General features: G+C 37.8%; 20 protein-coding genes and 1 tRNA gene. 1 reads left to right on the forward strand and 20 read right to left on the reverse strand.

Annotated elements, in window-relative coordinates:
- The 18 genes from P20439_RS13325 to P20439_RS13415 all read right to left on the reverse strand — a co-directional run.
- Nucleotides 1-1,001 (reverse strand): acyltransferase (locus P20439_RS13325; RefSeq protein WP_036934109.1); only part of this gene is annotated, 1,001 nt, incomplete at its 3' end.
- 13 nt (nucleotides 1,002-1,014) lie between these two features.
- Complete coding sequence (locus tag P20439_RS13330) at nucleotides 1,015-2,028, reverse strand: hypothetical protein (RefSeq protein ID WP_138956974.1); 1,014 nt, start codon at nucleotides 2,026-2,028, stop codon at nucleotides 1,015-1,017.
- A 248-nt stretch (nucleotides 2,029-2,276) separates the two neighbouring features.
- Nucleotides 2,277-2,744 (reverse strand): acyltransferase, encoded by a 468-nt coding sequence (locus tag P20439_RS13335; protein WP_036934115.1) that lies wholly within the window; start codon nucleotides 2,742-2,744, stop codon nucleotides 2,277-2,279.
- Complete coding sequence (locus tag P20439_RS13340; protein WP_008467636.1) at nucleotides 2,731-3,960, reverse strand: oligosaccharide flippase family protein; 1,230 nt, start codon at nucleotides 3,958-3,960, stop codon at nucleotides 2,731-2,733. The genes P20439_RS13335 and P20439_RS13340 overlap by 14 nt, the downstream gene beginning before the upstream one ends.
- The gene (locus P20439_RS13345; RefSeq protein WP_008467639.1) at nucleotides 3,961-4,731 is read right to left on the reverse strand and encodes a phytanoyl-CoA dioxygenase family protein; all 771 of its coding nucleotides are present in this window, start codon (nucleotides 4,729-4,731) and stop codon (nucleotides 3,961-3,963) included. It abuts the gene before it with no gap.
- Between the two features lie 16 nt (nucleotides 4,732-4,747).
- Entirely contained in the window at nucleotides 4,748-5,623 is an 876-nt protein-coding gene (locus tag P20439_RS13350) for a hypothetical protein (protein WP_008467642.1), read from the reverse strand.
- Nucleotides 5,623-6,669, reverse strand: coding sequence for a pseudaminic acid synthase (pseI, locus tag P20439_RS13355; protein ID WP_008467644.1), 1,047 nt, complete (start codon nucleotides 6,667-6,669; stop codon nucleotides 5,623-5,625). Before pseI ends, P20439_RS13350 begins: the two co-directional genes overlap by 1 nt.
- A 1-nt stretch (nucleotide 6,670) precedes the next feature.
- The gene (locus P20439_RS13360; protein WP_008467646.1) at nucleotides 6,671-7,312 is read right to left on the reverse strand and encodes a formyltransferase family protein; all 642 of its coding nucleotides are present in this window, start codon (nucleotides 7,310-7,312) and stop codon (nucleotides 6,671-6,673) included.
- Nucleotides 7,306-8,370 (reverse strand): UDP-2,4-diacetamido-2,4,6-trideoxy-beta-L-altropyranose hydrolase, encoded by a 1,065-nt coding sequence (pseG, locus tag P20439_RS13365; RefSeq protein ID WP_008467648.1) that lies wholly within the window; start codon nucleotides 8,368-8,370, stop codon nucleotides 7,306-7,308. The genes P20439_RS13360 and pseG overlap by 7 nt, the downstream gene beginning before the upstream one ends.
- On the reverse strand, nucleotides 8,367-9,050 hold the full coding sequence (gene pseF / locus P20439_RS13370; RefSeq protein ID WP_008467650.1) for a pseudaminic acid cytidylyltransferase: 684 nt from the start codon (nucleotides 9,048-9,050) through the stop codon (nucleotides 8,367-8,369). The genes pseG and pseF overlap by 4 nt, the downstream gene beginning before the upstream one ends.
- Before the next feature lie 2 nt (nucleotides 9,051-9,052).
- Nucleotides 9,053-10,213, reverse strand: coding sequence for a UDP-4-amino-4,6-dideoxy-N-acetyl-beta-L-altrosamine transaminase (pseC, locus tag P20439_RS13375; protein WP_036934122.1), 1,161 nt, complete (start codon nucleotides 10,211-10,213; stop codon nucleotides 9,053-9,055).
- Between the two features lie 10 nt (nucleotides 10,214-10,223).
- Nucleotides 10,224-11,237 carry a UDP-N-acetylglucosamine 4,6-dehydratase (inverting) gene (gene pseB, locus P20439_RS13380; protein WP_008467654.1) on the reverse strand — a complete coding sequence of 338 codons (1,014 nt, stop codon included), beginning with the start codon at nucleotides 11,235-11,237 and terminating at the stop codon, nucleotides 10,224-10,226.
- Between the two features lie 347 nt (nucleotides 11,238-11,584).
- A complete protein-coding gene (locus tag P20439_RS13385; RefSeq protein WP_008467656.1) occupies nucleotides 11,585-12,562 on the reverse strand; it encodes a Wzz/FepE/Etk N-terminal domain-containing protein in 978 nt (325 codons plus the stop codon).
- A gap of 47 nt (nucleotides 12,563-12,609) precedes the next feature.
- Nucleotides 12,610-12,957, reverse strand: a complete 348-nt coding sequence (locus P20439_RS13390) for a four helix bundle protein (protein ID WP_008131632.1) — start codon at nucleotides 12,955-12,957, stop codon at nucleotides 12,610-12,612.
- 595 nt (nucleotides 12,958-13,552) lie between these two features.
- On the reverse strand, nucleotides 13,553-16,102 hold the full coding sequence (locus P20439_RS13400) for an SLBB domain-containing protein (RefSeq protein WP_008467660.1): 2,550 nt from the start codon (nucleotides 16,100-16,102) through the stop codon (nucleotides 13,553-13,555).
- Between the two features lie 119 nt (nucleotides 16,103-16,221).
- The gene (locus P20439_RS13405) at nucleotides 16,222-17,004 is read right to left on the reverse strand and encodes a YdiY family protein (RefSeq protein WP_008467662.1); all 783 of its coding nucleotides are present in this window, start codon (nucleotides 17,002-17,004) and stop codon (nucleotides 16,222-16,224) included.
- Nucleotides 17,005-17,111: 107 nt separating this feature from the next.
- Complete coding sequence (locus tag P20439_RS13410; protein ID WP_008113937.1) at nucleotides 17,112-17,930, reverse strand: mechanosensitive ion channel family protein; 819 nt, start codon at nucleotides 17,928-17,930, stop codon at nucleotides 17,112-17,114.
- 400 nt (nucleotides 17,931-18,330) lie between these two features.
- Nucleotides 18,331-19,877 (reverse strand): IS3 family transposase gene (locus P20439_RS13415; RefSeq protein WP_138956975.1). Its coding sequence is split into 2 segments (ribosomal slippage): nucleotides 18,331-19,418 and nucleotides 19,418-19,877, totalling 1,548 coding nucleotides; the frame shifts between segments, so codons are not numbered across the junction.
- 853 nt (nucleotides 19,878-20,730) lie between these two features.
- Here P20439_RS13415 and P20439_RS13425 point away from each other — a divergent pair.
- Nucleotides 20,731-20,806 (forward strand) — tRNA-His (locus tag P20439_RS13425).
- A 534-nt stretch (nucleotides 20,807-21,340) separates the two neighbouring features.
- On the opposite strand, the gene P20439_RS18315 is transcribed toward P20439_RS13425, so the two are convergent.
- The gene (locus P20439_RS18315; protein ID WP_306302889.1) at nucleotides 21,341-21,523 is read right to left on the reverse strand and encodes an EAL domain-containing protein; all 183 of its coding nucleotides are present in this window, start codon (nucleotides 21,521-21,523) and stop codon (nucleotides 21,341-21,343) included.
- A gap of 215 nt (nucleotides 21,524-21,738) precedes the next feature.
- Nucleotides 21,739-23,166 carry an NAD-dependent succinate-semialdehyde dehydrogenase gene (locus P20439_RS13435; RefSeq protein WP_008467669.1) on the reverse strand — a complete coding sequence of 476 codons (1,428 nt, stop codon included), beginning with the start codon at nucleotides 23,164-23,166 and terminating at the stop codon, nucleotides 21,739-21,741.
- Nucleotides 23,167-23,390: the final 224 nt, after the last annotated feature.

Below are 23,390 nucleotides of genomic sequence, written 5' to 3' on the forward strand. Positions count from 1 at the left end.
AAAACCGTACCAAAAACAATAAAAACCACATAAATCAACCAATTGGTACCAAGATTCATTAACAAAAACACCTTCGAAAAGAAAGGTAGAGAGAAAACCTGAATTAGATATGCAGAATATGAAGCAGCCCCAAACCTTTCAAATACATAATTAAAATAACTAGTTTTTTGAAATAGATATTCATACATTAATGCACTGATAAGAAGCAAGGCACTGCCTCCTCCCCACAGGAGAAACCTTTCGCCATAGTTGGATGGTATATAGATAAAACTACATAGAAAAATTATAAAGGATCCAAGCAAAAAATAACGTTTATAGTGTACTAAAGTGTCCTTATGAAAAATAAACAAGTAACCACAAAAAATACCTATTAGAAATTCGAGTAACAATGGACTGGTAATTAGGGACATAATCTCACCTGTTACTTTTAAGTGCCAGTTCCCCCCTATAATAACACTTACTGAACCAATAATAGATAAAATACCTAATGATTTATAAGAACGAAAGAAACACAAAAAGAATGCAAATGAAATATAGAAAAGCATTTCATAATTAAGGCTCCACCCTACGCCAAGCAAGGGTGATGACAAACCATAAGACGTAGTAACAGGAATAAAAAAGTATGAACCCAGCACCCAGTAGATCTCAGCAGAGCTGCGATGTTGGAATAACTCAGGAGCTATCAATAAAATAACTAATGCCAAAGAAGATAATAGCCAATAAATAGGTACTAAACGAATAAATCGAGCGATAAGAAATTTTTTCCAAGCCCCATTAGTGCCGAAGTCCTTATAGTGAACTGTGAACATAATAAAGCCACTAATAATAAAAAACAAATCCACACCGAAATGCCCGAAAGTTATAAGTTCAGGTGTGCTAGATATAAAAAGTGGTAGAACAATACTTTCACTATTTAAGGCTTTCCCTATCGCATGAGAGATTATAACTGCCAAGCATGCAAAACCCCTTAATACTTGTACAGAAAACAATTTTTCATTCATTTTTTTGCCTTATTTATTTTTTAAATACAGCATTAATGTTAACAAAACGGCCGAAAAAACAGACGTTTAAAAAGAGAATTAGTATCGGATCAAATATATAGAAAATATTAAGAGGTGACTCAAATAAGTTAATTATTAAATAAGGTAAAGCTAAAAATGATAAAAGGCTAAACTTAGCCTGTTTAGACATATGATATCTAAGTGATCTAAATATAAATGCCACGTACAGAGGTACAATAAAGAAAGAAAATGGAAACAATGGTGTAAAGAAACTAGAGGCAATTATCCCAGGTGAAGCCCCAGCTCTTTCGGCGTGATTTGAAAAAACCTCGAGGTAATTAAGCCTATTTACGGTATCAATTAAACTTGGATCAAATGTACCAGAGGAATTAATTAGCGCGAATCTGTTAGATAATGTTGCTTCAATACCACTAATTACATCGTTACCAAAAAAAGTGCCATTTAATGCCTTTTCAAATATTACAACTGATGAAAATAAGGATGTCGACATTCTAGGAAATAAAAGGTCACCAAAGCCCATTAAAAAACTTAAACCTTCATTACTTAATAAATAATCATACCCAACCTTATTACCTATACCAATGAAAATAACAAATATACATACCAATGGAGCTAATACGATAACTAAAAACAATGCTTTAAAGTTTAACTCCTTAAAGTTCACTATTAATAGTTTTGGTGCCCACAAAACGATAGCAACCAAGATAATAAATATAAATTGCATAGACGAATTTAAAAACATAATTGTAGATATCAATATTAAAAACATAAATATTTTACTATTTCGGCCTAATACATTACCGTTAAGTATGTGTATTACAGCAAGTGAAACTATAAAGTAAACAATTGGCTTCATCATAAATAAAATACTAACTAAAGGTCCTGCATCAGCAAGCCTATTCTTATGCCTAAAGCTTGAAGTAAAATTAACAGCAAAATTAATCGAAAGTGCAAAATAAAGGATTACTATGAAAAAAATAACGTAATAGACTAAAGTTGAATCCAAGTATCTTGTTCTCACTAGTGGGATTTTATCAAGGAGATAAAAACTCAAGAATGTTACTAAAATAAAAACAGACGATAAAATAAAAAAGTATGAATAAAGACCTTCATTGTAATTAAAATAAGCGGAAAACCCCTCACAAAAAAAAGGATAAAATAACAACCCAGGAAGATAAGTCGCAATTAAAAAACACAAAAAACAAAAAAACAGTTTAAATATACCTTATCCACACAAGCTCCACAGGCTAATTATCAATCGTAATATTTAATTACTTTTGCAGGAGAGCCTGCACAGACAGTATTACTAGGCAAATCACAAACAACAACAGAGTTAGCACCAATTACTACATTATCTCCTATGGTAACATTTGGGCAAATAAAGCACCCAGATCCTATCAGAACATTGCTACCAATGGTGACATCGCCATCTTTTGCTTCTTTATGACCATTACGTATCAATACTTCTGTGTTAAACCCAGACGTATATATTCTTACAAAGTTACTGATGGAAACATTTTTTCCTATTTTTAACGTTGTGTTTTCAGCCAAATTTACAAATGAATTATAACTAATGTAACTATTTTCGTGACAAACGAAACAGCCATTTCCTACAAACCTTATTCCATAGCCATTAAATTTGATATCTACGTTATATTTTTTCTTATAAAACCTATAATCAAAAGTCTTGTAAAGAAAGTTGAGTGTTTTATTTATTAACATTATTAAGTAAAACCTTATTGGTAAAATACACTATTAATAGAAGCAATGTTGCAAATGCCAATAATACAGAAATAGAGAGCCCGTATAGTTCGATAGAATATGTGTATTTACTTGTAATTATCAATGTGAAGCACGCTACAATAGCAGAATAAAAAATAAAAACATTCTTTCCAAAGTAGTTTAAATAGCCCATAAAATACTTTGATATACCCAACAACGTATATGCAGTGTTTAATAGTAATATTGTAAGCTCTAATTTAGGATACCTGCTTGCGAAGAAGATCTTATATGCAAAAAGTTGTGGTAAGTAAGAAATAAATAATAGGGGTAAAGCAAAAAGTGGTTTGTATTTTTGTTTACCATAATAACTATATATTTCCTTGGAGGATAACTTAGAGAGTTTCTTAAATAAGTAACTACTCCATGCAGCCGCAAAATTATTCACGACAAATAATGAGGTTGAAGCCAATAAGGCCGCAATTGCATAACTTGCAACTACACTGTTGCTAGCTAGAAAACCCAAAATAATTTTATCACCAACAACCAAAAAAGACATTACTGAAGTACTTGCGACTATTGGTGTTCCATACTTTATTGACCAAGTGAAAAATACTTTTTTATTTCTTATATAACTACCAATTTTAAAATCTGTATGTAAGTGCTTTATTGAGATAAACGTAGGTATTAATAGAAACAACAAGATAGCTAAGTAAAAAGTGATTACCTGACTATAAAAAACATACCCAACCAAGCCAGCGATAGTGATACAGCAAGTGTAGATAAAGAAATGTATGGCATATCGTTTCACTTGCTGGGTAGTTCTTAAATAACTTATAAACAATATATTTATAGACATAAATACTGAATTAATAATTATAATTAAATATACTAATTCAAGGCGTTCTGTAAAAGCTGAGTACAAAACCAACATAGCTACCATAGTCCCAAAAGCGGATGGAATAAGGATAAATAAAGTATTGTCGAGTATTTTTGACACCTTTTTATTTGTACCAGTATTTACAAAAACAGCTATAGCTAGAGGGGTCCCAAACGGCACAATATTAATCAGTAGCATCAGAATGCTTTGGTAAAAAGAATATTCACCAAAATCTTCAACTTGCATGACCTTTGCTAATATGAATGAGGTCAAAAGAGTTAATATCGAAGTTAAAATACTCACACTAGAAAGTTTCATGAGCAAATTTGAAAATTTCATTTATTTTTGTCTAAGTTTTTCAAAGTGCTTTGGTATAACCCCATCCCAGAAGTAACAAAACAACACATACCGACTCCCCTTTTCTATGGGTTTCCCTCTGTGCAAGCCTTTTGTGTCTGCAAACACTAGAGTTCCCTCAGGAGCTACCATATCGCTTATCTCAGTTTTGCTATATGAAAGGTAGTTTTTAATTTCTTTTTCAGTAAAACGATACTGGCCTGCTTTAAAAATCTTTTTTAAGTAAGACTTAATTACATTCATCTTACTATGTGATCCTTTTATGTACTGAAATGGTCCATTACTAGGCCCTACATCACTCAGGTAACATATCGCTTTAAACTGATGGGTTATAGGTGAATCTCTATGCCAACCACCTCCAGAACCTAAGTTCCCTTCTTTCGCATCAATTCTAGCTGCTAGTAACATACCATTGGGTTTACTTGTACCAGTGTATTTCAAAAGTGCGTTTCGAATTAATGGGTTTGAGTAAAACTTCTCAAATTCAGAATCTATTTCGTTAATGAAATAAACACGGTTATCTGCGCCCAAATCATCTTGCCAAACATTGCTCTCGCCTTTATATATATAACTATCTATCTTGTCTCTAAAATACTTACATTGCTCGGAGTTAAAAAAATTGCTTTCTACAACAATACCATCTCTGTTTAATGTTTTGTTTATAGAAGTATCTTTTCCTTGAACTCTTACCAACCTTATGTTCCTTAAAGCTGACTCCAATAACTCTTTAAGTAATACTATCAATAGATTCATAACATATCCTTTTGAATCATTTTAAAAAAAATGTAAATGCTTCATCTTCAAGTTGTTGATATAAGCGCTCTATAGACTCTTTTCTTAGTAAAACCTCACTAGATGGGATTTTACATGTATACATATCTACATTCGTGTAAATTTTTTTCATAGAGTAGACTGCTGTAGATAAAGTATGGCTTATGGTGGCTGGATAAACACCCGTTTCTAATGCTAGTAACTCTATGGGGTAATCTGTTCTGATAATCTCTATTGGAAATTTATTCTTTAATCTTGAGATTTGAGCATCAGTTTCACCTCTATGGGGAATATAAACACAAGATACTTCATCTAAATTTAGATTAGAAATAATCTTGCTTAGTGCAGTATCATAAGATAGCTCACTGCAGATACCTGCATCTATAAACTTTGCTCCAACAATCACATGCTTCAAAACAACTTTTTTTTCCCCTATTAGCTTTTTAATCGCTTTAAAGTCGTTAGTTAGTGAGTCTTTTACATAATCAGGGAAAATAGTAAAACGGCTGTAATGTTTATTGATCTCGACATCATTTATAGTTGCAACCCCGTCGTCTAAAAGTAAAAACTTTGACTTCGGCAAAAACTGCTTTAGCAACTTAAATAAAAAACAGTTGGCATCTCCAATGATAATTTGAGTATTCATAATTGATAAAAACAAAAATATGAAATAGTAATAGGCCTTTTCATATCCCTTCACCACTCGAATAAACCTATAATCAGCCAAACCAAAAAGCTTGACCAAACTCTTAAGCTGCTTATCATTTTCCATTTTACCATTTAGGCGGATGTAGACTTTACAAAAACTCTTGCGTTGCTCATTTAGCTCATACATCTGTAATAACTGAAAAGGGGAGTCAACATAAGCAATCATTACAGGAAATCTTCCGCTAAAGGGGTTCCTCTAGAAATATTTTTTATGGATTTTTTTCCGACAATATTTTTTAAGTACTTTGGTGCTAATCCGTAACCAGGCCTAATACTTCTGACATTTTCATGAGTAAACGCTTCCCCAGCAGCAACATCTTTTACTACATACAATGAACGCCTGAATATCATATTTCCTTTTTCGCTCTCTTTACGCTCATAATTAACAGCGCCAGTGGCAGCCCATGCTGTTTTACTATCTGCACAAAGCTGTTTTAACTCTGGCTCTTCAAGTGAAAAGCTGTCATCCGGCCCACCACCTTTTCTATCGAGCGTGACATGCTTCTCTATCAAACATGCTCCTAACGCCACTGACGTAATTGCAGTGGTATTATCAATAGTGTGATCTGAAAGCCCAGTAAGCACATCAAAACGCTCAGCCATATCCGGAATTGTTTTCAAGTTATAATCACTTGACGGAGCAGGGTATCCACTTACACAGTGGAGCACGACCAGCTCTTTACAACCCGCATTCTTTGCAGTTTCAACCGCTTCACGAATTTCTTCTTCGTTCGCCATCCCCGTTGAAATAATCATTGGCTTACCTGTCTTCGCGACGTACTCAATAAGCGGTAGATCTATCGCTTCAAAGGATGCTATTTTATATGCAGGTGCACCAAGCTCTTCCAGCATATCAACAGCTGTAAAGTCGAATGGCGAACTAAAAATAGTAATGCCTAACTCTTTTGCCTTTTCAAAAAGCGGTTTATGCCATTCCCATGGCATATGTGCTTCAGAGTATAAGTCATACAATGTACGACCGTCCCAAAGGCCGCCTTCAATCTTGAAATCAGGCTTGTCACAATCAATTGTTAAAGTATCTTGCGTGTAGGTTTGTAATTTAATTGCATCGGCGCCACAACGTTTCGCCATTTCAAGTATTTTAAACGCCCTGTTTATATCACCGTTATGGTTTGCTGATAGCTCTGCAATTATATATGGAGGAAAATCCGGGCCTATTTTTTTGCCATCAATAGTAATAAATTCATTCATACTAATACTTCTCTATTTTAATTTTATACTTACAGCCGTTTTTATAAAAGTAAGCTGGAAATCGTTCGGGGTCGCACACTCGAAGTTGATTAAACTGCTCTACAAGTGGTTTATTAATGTCTATTTCACTATCTGCTGGGGTGCGTTTACGTAAATAGTTTGTCGCGCTTTCATCTTGAGGGGTTGGTACTATAGTATAAACATTTTCACAAGCCCATGTAATTAACTGCAGTTCAGCATCAAATAGCTTTTGATTTATTTCGTCATATAGCTCGCTGCCATCGAGCGTAATATCTACTTTTTTCCATATTGCCCCAGTATCTACTTTATCTTCTGCTTCTAATAACGAAAGTGTCAGTGTGTTTTTACCATTCACAATAGCCCAAATGTGAGGGCTCCACCCTCTATCTTTTGGTAAATCACTGGCGTGAAGAACTAAAGTATGCTCAAAGTAATCGCGATGACATTTTTTTACGATTTCACTACACGACACTAAAAAAAGTAAAGTACCTTTATTGCTTATTTCATCTACTGAGGTTAGTAGTTCTATCTCATAACGCTGCTCATTAAGTGCTTTCCAGTGCACTAATGCCTTATAAGCAGGGTGATTTTTATCAGAACAAAGTAGAGCCACCTTTAGCATAACTTCATAAACCTTTTTAATTGCAGGGTCACTCTTTTGCACCCCAGACCATCACATAATGCTAAATTATGTGTGCGATATCGTTGCCAATGAGTGATAATTTCTTGTAGTGCACCAGACAACTCATTTGCAATATTATTTAATTTAACTACTTTTACTGCGTTAGCTTCTTCTAGTTGTTGTGCAATGGTGTTTTGGTTATCTGCAATAGGAACAATAATTGACGGAATACCTAAACAAGCTCGCTCCCACGAGGTTGAACCTGGAGCACCAATCATAATGCTATATTGCCCCATAAAAATGGGCATATCATCTACAAACTCAATGTGCTCGACCCACTCGCTGTTTGCTAGAGCAAATGACTTTACTTGCTCATAATTAGGTGAGCGCTTACTTAACAAAACGGTTGTTGGTAATTTTTGTGCTTCATTTTGTAAAGCATGTAAGACGCTTAGTGAGGCATTTGGTTGATCAATACCTCCCATACTGATTAATAAAGTGTGTTTATGTGGTAGCTGTGTTTGCAGCCTCTCTCTTACACGAGCAAAGTCTGGCTTTAATAAAGCATAGTCCGTGCCTGTCAACGCTAAGCAGGGGTGCAAATTAGTATATTCAGTTGCACATCGATTAAGTGTTTGGTCCAATACTATATCCGCATCGTGCTTTCTAACTAAGTCATCTATAACCATTAAAGTACAAGCTAAATACCGTTTCACTTTGCGGTGCCAATCTGCATTAATACCATAATGATCAACAATAACTAAGTCAGCGTTTTCCACCTTACTGACAAAGTCTTGGTAATCCTGCTCTTCACTAACTTGCAACCAAGCCGCATAGTCAGCGGTATTCTTGGGTGTTTTCCATAAAGTAGGTTGTATTAAGTGAATTAGTTCAAAGCCTTTATCGTTTATAAACGTATTAAGGTCTGAAGTCTGGCGACGTGTTGCAAATACAACTGTATGTCCTTCAAGCCTAAGTACTTTGGCTAACACTAAACAGCGCATCACATGCCCACTACCAATATGCTGTGACGCGTCAACCCTAAACACTACTTTCATTGTAGCGCCTTGTATAAAGCCTCTGCTAACTCCCAGTCTTCAGGTGTATCAATATCTTGAACCCGCTTTCTAGGCAGTAAAATAGCTTTAGACTGAGGTGAAAAAAAGGACTTACCATTTAAAAAAGCAATGGCTGTCCCCCAGTAAAACTGGCCAGCGTCATGATAGGCTTCTTCCAAGTCTTGAGAGCGTGTATTTAAATGCTCAGGCTGGAGCATTTCTACGCGCTCTTGCGCATTGAGCCTAATCGCTCTTTGAATTGGAAAAGGAAAACTAGTAGCACTAAAGGCATAATCTATAGTACTTTTAGTTAGCTCTTGTAGGCCTTTTTTTATGAATTCAGGTGTTAAAAATGGAGCGGTTGCATAAATACAACATACGTTTTCAACTCCCCAACCTTGCTGTTCTGTAAATTCAATAGCGTGCTTTATTACATCAAGGGTGGTTGCGTAATCATCTGCAATATTATCAGGTCGCATAAACGGCACTTCTGCACCATACTTTATAGCAATTTCTGCTATTTCTGAATCATCTGTCGATACAATTACTTTATCAAAGCAGTTACTCTCTAAAGCAGCTTCAATTGAATAAGCAATCATTGGCTTACCATGAAACTCTTTAATATTTTTTCGGGGTATGCGTTTACTGCCACCGCGGGCAGGAATGATTGCTATATTCATGATTAGACTTCTAATATTTGTGTTAGCTTACTGATAACTTCATCTTGCTGCTCATAGGTCATACCATGGAACATCGGTAATGAAATAGCATTGCTGTAATAGCTTTCTGCATGGGGGAAATCGCCTTGCTTAAAGCCCATTTTTTGATAGTAAGGCTGAAAATGCACTGGAATATAATGCAGGTTAACACCAACTCCATTTTCTCTTAGCGAATCAAACACTTCTTTATGGGTTTTTGTTATCTCATTTAGGTTTAAACGAATAACATATAAATGTAAGCCTGAGTATGTATTAGGTAATTGATATGGCAACGTAATAGGTAAATTAGCTAGTTTTTCATAGTAACGCGTAGCTAGTTTATGACGTGCTGCTACAAACTTCTTCAAACGTTTCATTTGGGAAACACCCAATGCAGCTTGTAGCTCTGTCATACGATAGTTGAAGCCTACATCAATTTGTTCATAATACCAGCCACCATGCGAAGCATTTTCCATTAATGCTTCGTCACGTGTGATGCCATGACTACGGTAAAGTGCCATTTTATCTGCAAGTGCTTTGCTATTCGTTAATGCCGCACCACCTTCTGCGGTGGTAACAATTTTAACAGGGTGAAAGCTAAACACGGTAATATCGCTGTATTCACATGATCCAATTGGTTGTTCTAAATAACGCCCACCTATTGCATGTGAAGCATCTTCAATGACTTTAAAGCCATATTCTAGGGATAACGCATGGATTGCCTTCATATCACACGGTTGCCCGCATAAGTGCACGGCAACAACAACTTTAGGTAACTTACCTTGTTGTTTAGCCTGAACTAGCTTTTTTTCTAATGCTTTTGGACAGAGATTATAAGTTGCTGGATCAATATCCACAAAGTCAATAGTTGCACCACAATACAATCCGCAGTTCGCTGAAGCCACGAAAGTGATAGGCGTTGTCCATAACGTATCTCCTTTCCCTAACTCAAGTGCCAAACAAGCTATGTGCAAGGCTGACGTTGCGCTATTAACTGCCAATGCATAATCGGCACCGGTTGCATCCATCAATGATCTTTCAAACGCAGGAACCTTTGGCCCTTGTGTGAGAAAATCAGATTTTAATACATCTATAACAGCGTCTATATCCGCTTCTGATATATCTTGCTTTCCATACGGTATCATTTAATTATCTCTACACTTCAAATGTTGGATCAACATGTTCAACAATAAGTTGACGTAAGCCTTCTATTGTTTCCCACTCAGTATTTGTTCCTGAGTTATATTTAAAACCAAATGGTACTTTTGTTGCCTTATGGTGTGTTAAATACTCATCTTCGGTGTAAGTAAAAGAAACAGAAGGTAAGATTGCATAGTAAGGACCTAAATCAATTGTATTGAGTGAGTCTGTATCAGTAATCATTTCTTCGTGAAGCTTTTCACCAGGGCGAATTCCTACATCACGGATAGTACATTCAGGTGCAACTGCTTCAGCAATATCTAAAATTTTATATGATGGAATTTTTGGAATAAATATCTCGCCACCTAAGTGATGACCTAATGCAAACATGACTAAATCAACACCTGCTTGCAATGAAATATTAAAACGCGTCATTTCCCTATGTGTAATTGGTAGCTCACCATCTTTTCGTTTTTCTAAAAAGAAAGGGATTACTGAACCGCGAGAGCCCATAACATTACCGTAACGTACAACGCTAAATTTAATATCTTTAGAACCACGAATATTATTAGCCGCGGCAAATAACTTATCTGATGCAAGCTTAGTAGCACCGTATAAGTTAATTGGTGCACATGCTTTATCTGTTGATAATGCAACAACATCTTTTACACCACATGCTAATGCGGCATGAATAACATTTTCAGCACCGTCTATATTAGTGCGGATACATTCTGTTGGGTTGTATTCTGCCGTATCAACTTGCTTAATTGCTGCAGCATGAATAATTACATCAACACCTTCACATGCTTGAGTTAAACGTTCTTTATCACGCACATCACCAATAAAAAATCGTAATTGGGGATAATCGTAAGCAGGATATTTTTGCTTTATTAGTGACTGTTTTAACTCATCACGCGAGTAGATAATTATCTTTTTTACATCCGGATAACGGTCAAGAATAGTTTCTATAAATTTTTTACCAAAAGAACCTGTGCCGCCGGTTATTAAAACTGATTTGTTATTTAACATTTATATTTCCATATTCATCTAAATTTAAAATATATTTTAACTACTAACAGAAGTAGTTTTGTTTAGAGGCTAACAATCAAAAATCATAACCCTCAGACCAAATTATTATAGTCAAATTCCAATATAAAAATCATGGCATAACATGATTCCAGTCTTGAAATACGCTCACTCGCTAAGTAATGAACTATAATTACATTGAATTTTTACAACTTTTCATCTCAGTAATTACTCACCCCACTGAGACACTTTTTTCTAAAATGAGACAGTCAATTTAGACTATCTCATTGTAATTGCTTGATTTAGTACTTTTTCTAAAAAGTGCCCAATAGGCCTTCTAGAAATAGGTTCTAGGATTTAGAGTTACCTACATAGTGTCTGATCAATACTATCATTACACTTAGCATTCCACCTAAAAGTACGCCAAGCACACAAATTAGAGCGCGTTTAGGCTTGAATTTTTCTTCTGGTACTAATGCTGCGTCAATTGTTTTAAATACGTATTCGTCGCGTACTTTAGCAAACATGATTGTTTTAGTTTGCTCTTCAACTAGCTTGTATAGTACCGCACGTATATCAGCAATTTTTGTTTGCTCTAGCTGCTGTGTTAAAAAGTCGGTACTTTTTATTGCCTCTAATACATCACGCTGTTTCATGGTTTGGTTAATATCTTTAATTAACCAATCTACCCATTGCTGTGCAACATAAGGAGAAACATGCTCTATTGAGATTTTAACCATACCGGTTTCTTTATCTGTGTTGGCACTGATAATTTTACTAAATTCTTTATACGCTTCTTGCATTGAAGGCTCAGGCGCAAAGGGGGCTTTTACTTCACGCACCCATTTATTGTTTTCAGCATCGTATATTTCATCATCATACACAAGCGTATTCGTTTGCATATTCCATGATTCGGCAGCCATTAAGTCGGCTAATATATTATGCTTTTGAATAAAGTCGCTGGTAAACTGGCGTGACTTTAACACTTCAATAGCTAATTGTGCTTTGTTACTTGAACCGCCACCTAAATTAACACCCGCTAAACTCGCTAAACCACCAAACTGCCCAGCTAGGGCACTTAAACCACCGCCACCTTCTTGCTCTGCAGGGGCTAACAACGCTTCAGACTTATAAATATTAGGTTGGCTAATTGCGTAAACAACTGATGCAACTGCAAACAGTGCCGTAATTGCTATAATTAGCCATTTTCCTTGCCAAATAACCGCAAAGAGTTCGCGTAAATCGATTTCATCATCGGCGATGTTGGGGTTGTTATATCCGCTGCTTGGCATTGGCTCGTTATTTTGTAATGTACTTGGGTTATTCATATGGGTCTCGTGGTTCTAGTAAGTGGCTTCGGGCCGCGAGCTATTGGTTAAGAGCTATTTTTAATGACCGTTATTAATCTGCTTAGCATCTTTGCAATAACCTCACATTCTTCGAGAATATAACCTGCTTTTAAGCTATTGATATATCCTAATTCTGAAGCAATCATAACTTGTGTTTTTAATTCGCCTATGGAGCCTTTGGCAATCCATAAAAAGCGAGTTTTTTCTTTTTCAAAACCTCTTTCCATCCCCTCTGCAATATTGCTAGGTACAGAAACAGAGCATCTACACATTTGATCTTTTAGACCATAATCCTGGAGCTGCTGAAAGCTTTTATAAATTAATAAACTTAACTTAAATGCTCTTTGCCAAACTTCTAGATTTTCGTATTTCATTTTTAACTCTAAAGTAATACTTTAAAGTAAAAATGTAGCAGGTTTTAGCGTTTTTACAGTTAGTTAATTTTAGAGCTTCGAGCTTCGGGCTTCGAGCTTTGGGCTTCGAGCTTTGGGCTTCGAGCTTCGAGCTTCGAGCTCTAGGCTCTAGGCTCTAGGCTCGTCGCTGTAAGCTTATCTAGCCCTTCGGGCACGCTTCACGTTCCAGTTCGTCGCAGAGCTCCTCTCGCTCCAGCTTGAAAGCAAAACTATTTGCTTGTCTAGCCCTTCGGGCACGCTTCACGTTCCAGTTCGTCGCAGAGCTCCTCTCGCTCCAGCTTGAAAGCAAAACTATTTGCTTGTCTAGCCCTTCGGGCACGCTTCCGCCCCTAGGTTGCAGTTCCTACGGTCTGATAAAAAAATAGGTTTTAGGTTTTAGGTTTTAGGTTCTAGGTTCTAGGTTCTAGGTTCTAGGTTCTAGGTTCTAGGTTCATAGAAAAGCCTGCGCGGCGTAAAGCCCCGCCTACAAAAAAAACTAGGTTCTAGGGTTTAGGTTCTAGGTCTTCCTCGTACCTAGAGCCTAATACCTATTTATTCCTTGCGCCTATTACCTATATTACAAGCTTCCGATTGCGGCTACTGCTACGCCTAGTTGGTAAAGTATTTGCGTTGCAGTGCTCCACAGCGTTAGCTTATCCATATGGCCTGCATCCATTGGCACTACTATGGTGTCGCCTGGTTCTAGCATTTGCTCATTACCTGAAGCAAACCAATTACCTGAGTTAGGTATGCTTACTGCGCCATTGGCTTTAATAATATAAATACGGTCATCGTCAGCGCGTTCTTTTAAGCCACCACTTAGTTCTAGGTAGTCATCAACACTTATACCTGCTTTATAAAGATGAGTGGTTGAGTAGTTTACTTCACCCACAACACTAATAGAGTCGCGTTTGCTAGGTACATATAAAGTGTCACCATCTTGAAGCACTAAGGTTTGCTGGTTATTTTGAATAAGCGGCAGGTCTATTACCAAACGGCCTAATGCTTCTACACTTGCGAGGTCATTGAGTAACTTGTTCATTTCATCATACGATAGTGCACTTGTGCTGACTGAGTCTTGAAAGCTTTTTGATGCCACATCACGGCGTAGCTCTGTTGCTAAACGTGCTAGCTGTTGCTGCTCTTGTTGCTTTACCGATAAGCGGGTAAATATAGCGGCATTTTGCTCTGCAAAATCACTAAAGCCACCTGCTCGCTCTAGTAGGTTACTTAAGGTTTCACCGCGGCGAATGGTGTAGGTGCCCGGAAATTTAAACTCACCTTTTAAAGTTACCTTAACGTTTTCTTGCCAGTTTGGAATTGCAAAAATATTTAAGCTGTCTTTGCTTTGTAAAGCAAGGCTGCTTTCGTTACTACCTATTAGTTGTTCAAGGTTTATTTTTACATGTTCTACTTGTGAAGCATCGCCATCAACCATACGGGTTATTTCAGCTTCTTTGGTGTAAGCCGACTCTAACAAGCCCCCAGCGGCTGTTATTAAGTCAGCTACACGGCCATTTACGGTTAAAGGGTAAACCCCCGGGTAACTAACCTTACCGTTAATTTCTACTAGTTGTATTGCTTTATTCGTTGAAGCTTGTTGCTTCAACTGTTTAATTATTGGCGCTAGTAAATTATTACGGCTGTATGGTGAATAGCTATCAGCGCTTAAATTGTTACTATTTTCATCTTGAGCAGCTTGCTCAATAGATTTATCTTTTTTAGTGCCTGACCCTGTGGTTGATAAAGTAAGTTGCTCTTGCTGCTTTTGCTCAAACTCACTAAATATAATAATTTTATCGTTTGCGTTAAGGGTTAAGTCGTTTTTAGCATTTTTTACAATGGCTTGCGCAACATCAAACTGATGCACTTCTATATCACCACTAATATTTATTTCACGAATTACTAAGCCATAACTTAAATCAGCTTGTTGTAGTAGATCACCACGTACCGACTTTAACACGTCGGAAATGCGTTTACCTTCATACCACTGGTAGCTGCCAGGGCGAACTACTGCCCCCACTAAATTTACAACGTTATTATATTGTGCGCTTACCGTGTTAAAACGAATGCGATCGCCGTCTTGCGGAATGTAATTTATTATATTGCTAGCAGAAAAGTCTACGGTAAGTACTTCTTTGCGGTTGTTTTTAAAACGCTCTACCACGGCATTTTTAGTATAGGCACCAGGTTTTAAGCCGCCAGCCATAGCTAGTAATTCTTTCGCCGTTTCGCCTTTTTTAAGTTCAAAAATAGCTGGGCGTTTCACTAAGCCTTCTACTTTTACTTGTGCACCAACTGAAGGTACAAATACTACGTCACCTGGCTTTAAAATTATATCGTTACTGCTATCGCCATGAATAAGTAGGTCGTACAAATCAAAATTAGCAACTACTTTACCCGCACGCTTTACTTGAATGTTACGCAGTGAAGCAATATCCGACACACCACCGCTTACAAATAATGCATGCGATACAGTAGTTAAAGACGATACATTATAACTACCAGGCTTGTATGCTTCGCCAAGTACTAAAATACGCATGCTGCGTAACTGGCCGAGCGACACAAATACTTTAACGCCAATAACTTCTTGTTCTACTTTAACTTTTATTAATTCTTTAACTTCAGCAAAGGTTAAGCCCGCTACTTGTACAGGGCTTAAATCGGGAATATTAATGCGGCCTTCACGGTCAACAATCACTTCAAAACTTGCGCTTTCTTTACCATAAAAGTTAATTAATAACTGATCGCCTCGGCCAACTAAATACGTATCGGGTACTGCTGACGTTTCGCTAGGCATAAAAGTGGTGGGTTCGCCGGCAAAAAGCTCATAACCAAATGGCTTAACTGTATTAGGGTTTTGTTTTGATGGTTCTGCTTTTGCTGCTTGCTCTTGTTGTACTAAACGAGGACCGATTGTTGGTTCTTCAACTTGAGGTTGATTACTTGATTGGCTTGACCCAGTTATTACCGATAGATCAACACCGTACTGTTTTGCAAGCGCCTGCTGCTGAGACTTAGGCAACTTTTTAAATTGCTCTATTTGCGATGCACTTGGGGTAAAAGCCAATGCGTTAAAGCTGCTGATAATTATCAGCGCACTAATAAAGTATTTAAAAAAGTTCACGAGTAGGTATTTCCCTAGTTCTACAGTCGATAATGCGCGTATCATACACCATTTTCGCGTAATTAAAAAAGAGGCAACCGCCTCTTTTATTACATAATTGTTATTAAAACCGCTATTGGTTAAAAGCTATACACCAATGTTAATGAGGTCTCTGTATCAGTTGCTTCTTTATCGTCAGCAACATCTGAGTTATTAGTGATATTGTAGGCTACTTTCATTTGTAGTGAGCCATTAATTTTAGTCAGCAGTGCGGTTTCTGAGCGAGTTTTAGTGTTTGTATCACCATATTCAACAGACACTAACTGAGTAAAACGTGCGTTGTCTGAAATTTTCCAGCTAAAATCTACTTTACCTAAGGCAATTACTTCGCCTTCGTATTCACCCGCTAGTGAGTTGCCGTTTTCATCAACCTCTTCGCTTACATCTGGGTATTTAAAGTACTTATAACCTGGACCAATTTCAGCGTTTAATTTCATGTTTGACTCGTTTAGTAAACGTAAACCATAACCCGCTGAAATAACTGATTCACTTCGGTATGCGCCAAAGTAATCAGATACGTGCGACCCATAAATAAATAAATGAGCGTGCTTTTCGTTTAATTTGTAATTACCCTGCGCTGAAATAGAGTACTTTTCGTTAGTACGCTGTTTTTCTTTTGTACCGTCGTCGTTTTCTACTTCATCTTCTTTGTAGATGCCGTCTAGCTTGTATTCGTTGTTCCAGTACTCTAGGTTATGCAATACTTTAATACCACCTTTTAGGGTGGTTGTTTCGGTATTACCGCTGGTAATAATAGCGCCTACTTCACTGGTTACTTCCCAGGTTTTTTGTTCTTCTTCTGCTGCAAATGCATTGGTTGTAGCTGAGGCTGCTACTAAAATTGATAAAAGCTTAAGTTTCATTAAAAAATAACCCTGTAAATATAATATGTATACTTATTAAAAAAAGCAGCGCACATGCTAACCAATCTCATATGATCGCTGCCTTAATAAAATAAATATTTTAAAAATTAGTCTTGCTTATGTAAATGAACATCCATTTGTGGGAACGGAATAGTAATGTCTGCGTCGTCTAACGCTATTTTAATGTTTTCCATTAACGACCAATATGTTGGCCAGTAATCTTCTGACTTAACCCACGGGCGCACAATAAAGTTAACACTTGAATCTGCAAGTTCAGAAACCGATACGTTGTATGCAGGATCTTTTAAAATACGCGGTTCGTTATCAAGCACTGATTTAAGTACTTCTTTTGCTTTTCGTAAGTCGGCGTCGTAGCCAACGCCAATCACAAGGTCAACGCGGCGAGTTGCTTCGCGTGAGTAGTTAATGATTGCATCTGACATGATTTTTGAATTTGGCATTACAATTACTTTGTTGTCAGGAGTGCGCATTTCAGTTGAGAATATTTCGATTTTTTTAATCGTACCGGCTTTGCCGCCCGCTTCAACATAGTCACCTGATTTAAATGGGCGAAGTAGAATAATTAATACGCCTGACGCAAAGTTAGATAACGACCCTTGCAGTGCTAAGCCAACGGCTAAACCTGCCGCACCTAAAATAGCAATGAATGACGTGGTTTCGATGCCAATTTGTGACAGCGCCATTAAAATAGTGGCTGCAAATACAATGGCATATACAATACTAGAGACAAACGATGAAACCGCTTTATCTACTTTTTTCTTGTCGAATGCTTTTTCGGTTAACTTTGCACAAAATTTAGCAATTCGTCCACCCAGTAAAAATATAACAAGCGCTATAACTGCCTGAATACCATAGTGTAAAATTAAGCCTGAATTTTCATTCAGCCAATTGAGTATTGAATCCATATTAACTCCTGATAGTGTTATTTAGCAGTTTAGCGATATTGTTTGTTGTATTGTAAATCTTTAATACGTGTTTGCAACAGCGTTTTACAAGGTTCGAGGAATTTAAAAACCTTACGGTTAATATAGCAAGGTTTTTTATACCCGTAGGCGGGAGTTTACCTCGCGCAGGGTTTAATAAAATGCGCGGGATAACCAGCGCTCACGTTCAATACAAACATCATGCTTGGCTTAATCTCTACCTAAAACCTAAAATCTTTGTCTTTAATCTCTTCCTCTGTGAACTCTGTAACCTCTGTGGTAAATAGTGTTTTAATTTTTTGCACCACAGAGTACACCGAGGCGCTACGCGCTTCACAGAGAAGCGGAGTTTTTCAAGTTAGTTGTCGCATCAAATTAAATTTTATGCCGCCCGCATTGCTTCTTTTTTCTCTGGATTTAAATTTACTTCATTGATCATTGTCCAATCTCTAGATTTTCCTGACCAACGAATTGGATTCTGCAATTTCGCTATTTCATTTACTCGGTGACGGTTCGCTAGTATCGCTTTATCTAATCCTAAATGACGCTGGTTTGGCGTGACAAATTTAATACCGCTGTGCAAGTGCTCATCGTTGTACCAATCAACAAATCCGTTAACCCACTTCCTTGCACTACCGATGCTTTCAAAGGCTTTTTCAGGGTATTCTGGGCGATACTTTAACGTCTTAAATAGCGATTCAGAATAAGGATTATCATTACTCACTGACGGTCGGCTAAATGAAGGCACAATACCTAACTCCTGCAATGTTGCCAATAACGTTGCCCCTTTCATTGGACTGCCATTATCCGAGTGCAACGTGACTTGATCTGGCTTTACCTGCTCTCGCCTGCAAATATCTACCATTAAATCAGCCGCCAGTGTGCTTAGCTGTGTGTCATGAACCTGCCAACCAACTATTTTTCGACTATAAATATCCATCACTAAATATAAGTATAAAAACTGACCTTTAACCGCTGTTGGCAAATATGTGATATCCCATGTATAAATTTCGTTTACACGTGTTGCCTTGAGCGCTTTTGGTTTTTTTATCTTTTTATTTGGTTTAACTTTTTCTCTGTGTGTTAATAATTTATGTGATTTCATAACACGATAAAACGAGCTTTCTGATGCTATCCACACACCTTTATCTAATAGTTTAGGGACTATCTTGCTGGGTGGTAAATGTCCGTATTCTATTGAATTTACTGTCTTAATAATACGCTGTTGCTCTAATTCAGTTAGCCTGTTAGGTGGTCGCTTTATCGTACTCGTTCGCTTATCTGTCATATCATCAGCTTCAATCCAGCGTTGAATTGTTCTTGCCGTTAGACCAAGTAACTCACATGCTTTTGCTTGCCTTGCCCCTGATTTCTGCGCGTCGGTAATGAGCTTTATCAGTTCATGACGTTCAGTTGAGCTGGTTAATCGTCCTCGTTGAAACCCCAAAGCGCATCTGCTTTTTTTTTGAGTACAAGTAAGGCAGCTGTTTCTGCTAACGCTTTGTCTTTACGATTAAGCTCTTTTTGAAGTTGCTTAATTTCTTGTTTGAGCTGTTTACTGTCTGATTTTATGGGCTTCGTTGAAGGCCCTTTAGCAAAATCTTGCTTCCACTGTTTAATATGATGCGGGTAAAGCCCCTTAGCACGGCAATATTCATTAAGAGCTGCTTCATCTAAACTCGCACATTCAATAATGGCATTAAGCCTTTCTTCTAAGCTCCAGTCATGAGGGCGTTTTTCTGTTGTCATGTGACTACCATTATTTTTAGTTTCAAGTTCATGTTTTTTAGCAAGCGTAATCCATCGTTGCAAGGTTGAATAACCGATGCCTAAATCAAACGCAATATCTTCTAGGCGAACATCATCACATTGAGATAATGCTTTTTCAACAGCTTGAACTTTAAATTCTTGTGTAAATCGACGTCTCATTTTATTGCCTCTATTAAAAGTTAGAGGCGACAACTATCCTGACACAGGGGGGAAGACAAAACAAATAAAACATGTCTTTAATCATTTCCTCTGTGTGCTCTAACCCTCTGTGGTGAATAAAATCTCTTTAAGATCTTTTTGCACAAAGAGAGGTGAATGAGGAGTAAATGAGAAAACAATAACCATGAGCCCGAGTGATTAATTGTTTTTCACTAGCTCTAAAAGCGCAGCGTCTCTTAACCTCTTTGTGAATAAGTTTATTACCTAAAACCACCTGCGCGGGATAACCAGCGCCTACAAACCATTTTGAACCACAGAGTACACCGAGGCGCTACACAGAGAAGAAAATCTTGTGCGGGATTCGAGGTTCGAGGTTCGAGGTTCGAGGTTCGAGGAATTTAAAAACCTTACGGTTAATATAGCGAGGTTTTTTATACCCGTAGGCGGGAGTTTACCTCGCGCAGGGTTTAATAAAATGCGCGGGATAACCACCGCTCACGTTCAATACAAACACCATGCTTGGCTTAATCTCTACCTAAAACCTAAAATCTTTGTCTTTAATCTCTACCTCTGTGAACTCTGTGACCTCTGTGGTAAATAGTGTTTTAATTTTTTGCACCACAGAGTACACCGAGGCGCTACGCGCTACACAGAGAAGAAAATCTTGCGCGGGATTAGGGATTCGAGCTGCCCGTTGCCCGTTGCCCGTTGCCCGTTGCCCGTTGCCCGTTGCCCGTTGCCAATAGCTTAAATATAGAATACTTAAAATAAGTTTAATTTTTTGATTTTTTGCTTCACAAGCATGGGGATATTATGTATTATGCGCGCCACACCAAACAAGGTGTATGTAGTGGCGGTTGTAGCTCAGTTGGTAGAGCCCCGGATTGTGATTCCGGTTGTCGCGGGTTCGAGCCCCGTCAATCGCCCCACTATTTCTAAGTATCCTCAGTAATATTCAAAGTTAATTCATAACTTCATTATTAAAAATCAAATTATAGTTTATCTATTTGATACACCGAGAAAAGCCACGAGCTGCGTGTAACGGGCTACTCTTAACCCTAACACCGTGCTACATGTGCGCGGCGTAAAGCCCGCCTACAAAATATTTTTTACCACAGAGAACACCGAGGCGCTACGCGCTACACAGAGAAAAGCCACGGGCGGATAGCGGGCTATAAGTCCTAGCACCTAGTCACTTTAATCACTTCCTCTGTGTTCTCTTTACCTCTGTGGTAAATAAAATAACTAAAAAATATAACAATAAGCCGCCCTGCGGCTAACGTGAGCAAGCTCTACGTCCACAAAAAATTTTAATTTACCCGCGCCACGTCGCTCGTAACCTTTCGCCTTTAATCTTTAAAAAAGTTACATGTGCGCGGCGTAAAGCCCCGCCTACAAAACAATTAAAACGCGGTGGTTCCCCCGAAACTCGTTGCCCGTTGCCCGCGCTCCGTTGCCGTTTATTAAAGGCGTTCTTTCCACTGTGCAATAGGGATTGGCTTTGAAAATAAGTAGCCTTGAAACAAGTCGCAGCCACGTTGTTTTAAGTAATTGAATTGCGCCGTTTCTTCAACGCCTTCTGCCACGCTATTTACGCCAAGTGCGTTGGCCATGTCGATGATCATGTTTACAATTGTTAGAGTAATTTTAGACCGAAGCGATAAGGTTCGCCAAAAAAGGGGCTAAAAAAATGCCACCAAATGGTGGCATTTACACACGGGGGTATTTCTACTTATAGAAATTTTTTTACTATTTTGTTACGAAAAATATATATTAAAAAGGTAACATTTAGCCCATTATCTAGCAACATTTAACCGAGTTTTATCTTACAACCATTAACTCATCGGAACAGTCTTTATCATTACACCTTAATACATACGTATTTTTCTTCTAAGTACTCATCTAAACCCTGATGCCCGCCTTCACGACCAAGACCTGATTGCTTTACACCACCAAACGGCGCAACTGGATTTGATATAACGCCCTCATTTACACCTACCATGCCAAACTCTAGCCCTTCGCTTATACGATAGATTTGTTTAATGTTTTGGCTATAAAAGTACGCAGCTAATCCATAAGGGACGTCATTAGCAAGCGCAAGTACTTCGCTTTCTTCATTAAATGGGATCACCGTTAATACAGGACCAAACACTTCTTCGTGATAAATATCCATTTGTGTAGTGACATTGGTGACTATTAATGGGTTTTGAAAACTGCCACCTAAATTGCTGTTATCTCCAATTAACGTAGCGCCTTTATCAAGAGCGTCTTTAATCAGTTGTTGCACTTTCTCTTTTGCTTTGGGGTAAATAAGCGGCCCTATGTCGGTATTTTCATCAAAACCGTTCGCAACTTTGAGCGCAGCGACTTTGGGTGTTATTTTTTCAAGCACGTCATTTAATATATTACGCTGAATAAAGATACGATTTGCTGCAACACAAGCTTGTCCTGAGTTTCTAAATTTAGCCGCCATTAATCCATCAATCGCATCGTCAATATCAGCATTATCAAATATTATAAACGGGGCATTTCCCCCCAATTCCATTGAAGTACGCTTTATTGTAGACGCACATTGAGAGAGTAACTGCTTACCTACACCAGTAGAGCCAGTAAAAGTAAACTTACGTACCACCTCTGAGTCTGTCAGCATTTTGCCAACGTCTTTAGCGTTTTGTGATACCAACACATTAAATGCGCCTTTAACAAAGCCAGCCTGATCAGCTAAATAAGCTAAAGCGATAGCACATAATGGTGTGTGCTCAGAAGGCTTGAGTATAAAACTACAGCCCGCGGCATAAGCCGGCGCGACTTTTCGAGTCACCATAGCAACAGGAAAATTCCATGGCGTAATACCTGCTACCACGCCAATAGGTTGCTTGAAGCTAGTTAAACGATGACCGTTATCGGTGGCGGGGATCACATCGCCGTAGCTGCGTTTAGCTTCTTCTGCAAACCACTTAATAAAACCGGCGCCATAATCTATTTCACCAAGCGATTCTTTAAGCGGTTTTCCCTGCTCTTTAGTCATAAGTGTAGCAAGGGTTTGTTTGTGCTTTATCACCAACTCATACCAGCGCATCAAGGTGTCACTTCGCTCGGTTGCATTGGTGGCTTTTAATTTTACAAACGCGCCTTTTGCCGCATTAATAGCTGTATTTACGCCCTGCTCGTCAATGTCGCTAACTTCTATTATGCTTTTTCCGGTCGCAGGATCATCGACGCTAAATCGCGTAGCGGTTTTATAAAATTCACCGTTTATAAACGAGTCTGAAAAAATAAGATCACTCAAAATATACCTCCGAAATGGGTTTTGGTTTTTGGGCTTCGGGTTTCGAGCTTCGGGTTTCGGGCTTCGATAAATTAAAAAAGCCTTGTGGTTAACGCTACAAGACTTTTTAATTTTAATTTACCCGCCGCCCGTAACCCTTTACCTTCAACCTTTGTATTTATTCACTTCCTCTGCGCACTCTGTAATCTCTGTGGTAAATAAAATTACTAACAAACGCGGAATAA

Source organism: Pseudoalteromonas sp. BSi20439, assembly GCF_000241165.1.
Taxonomy (GTDB): Bacteria; Pseudomonadota; Gammaproteobacteria; order Enterobacterales; family Alteromonadaceae; genus Pseudoalteromonas.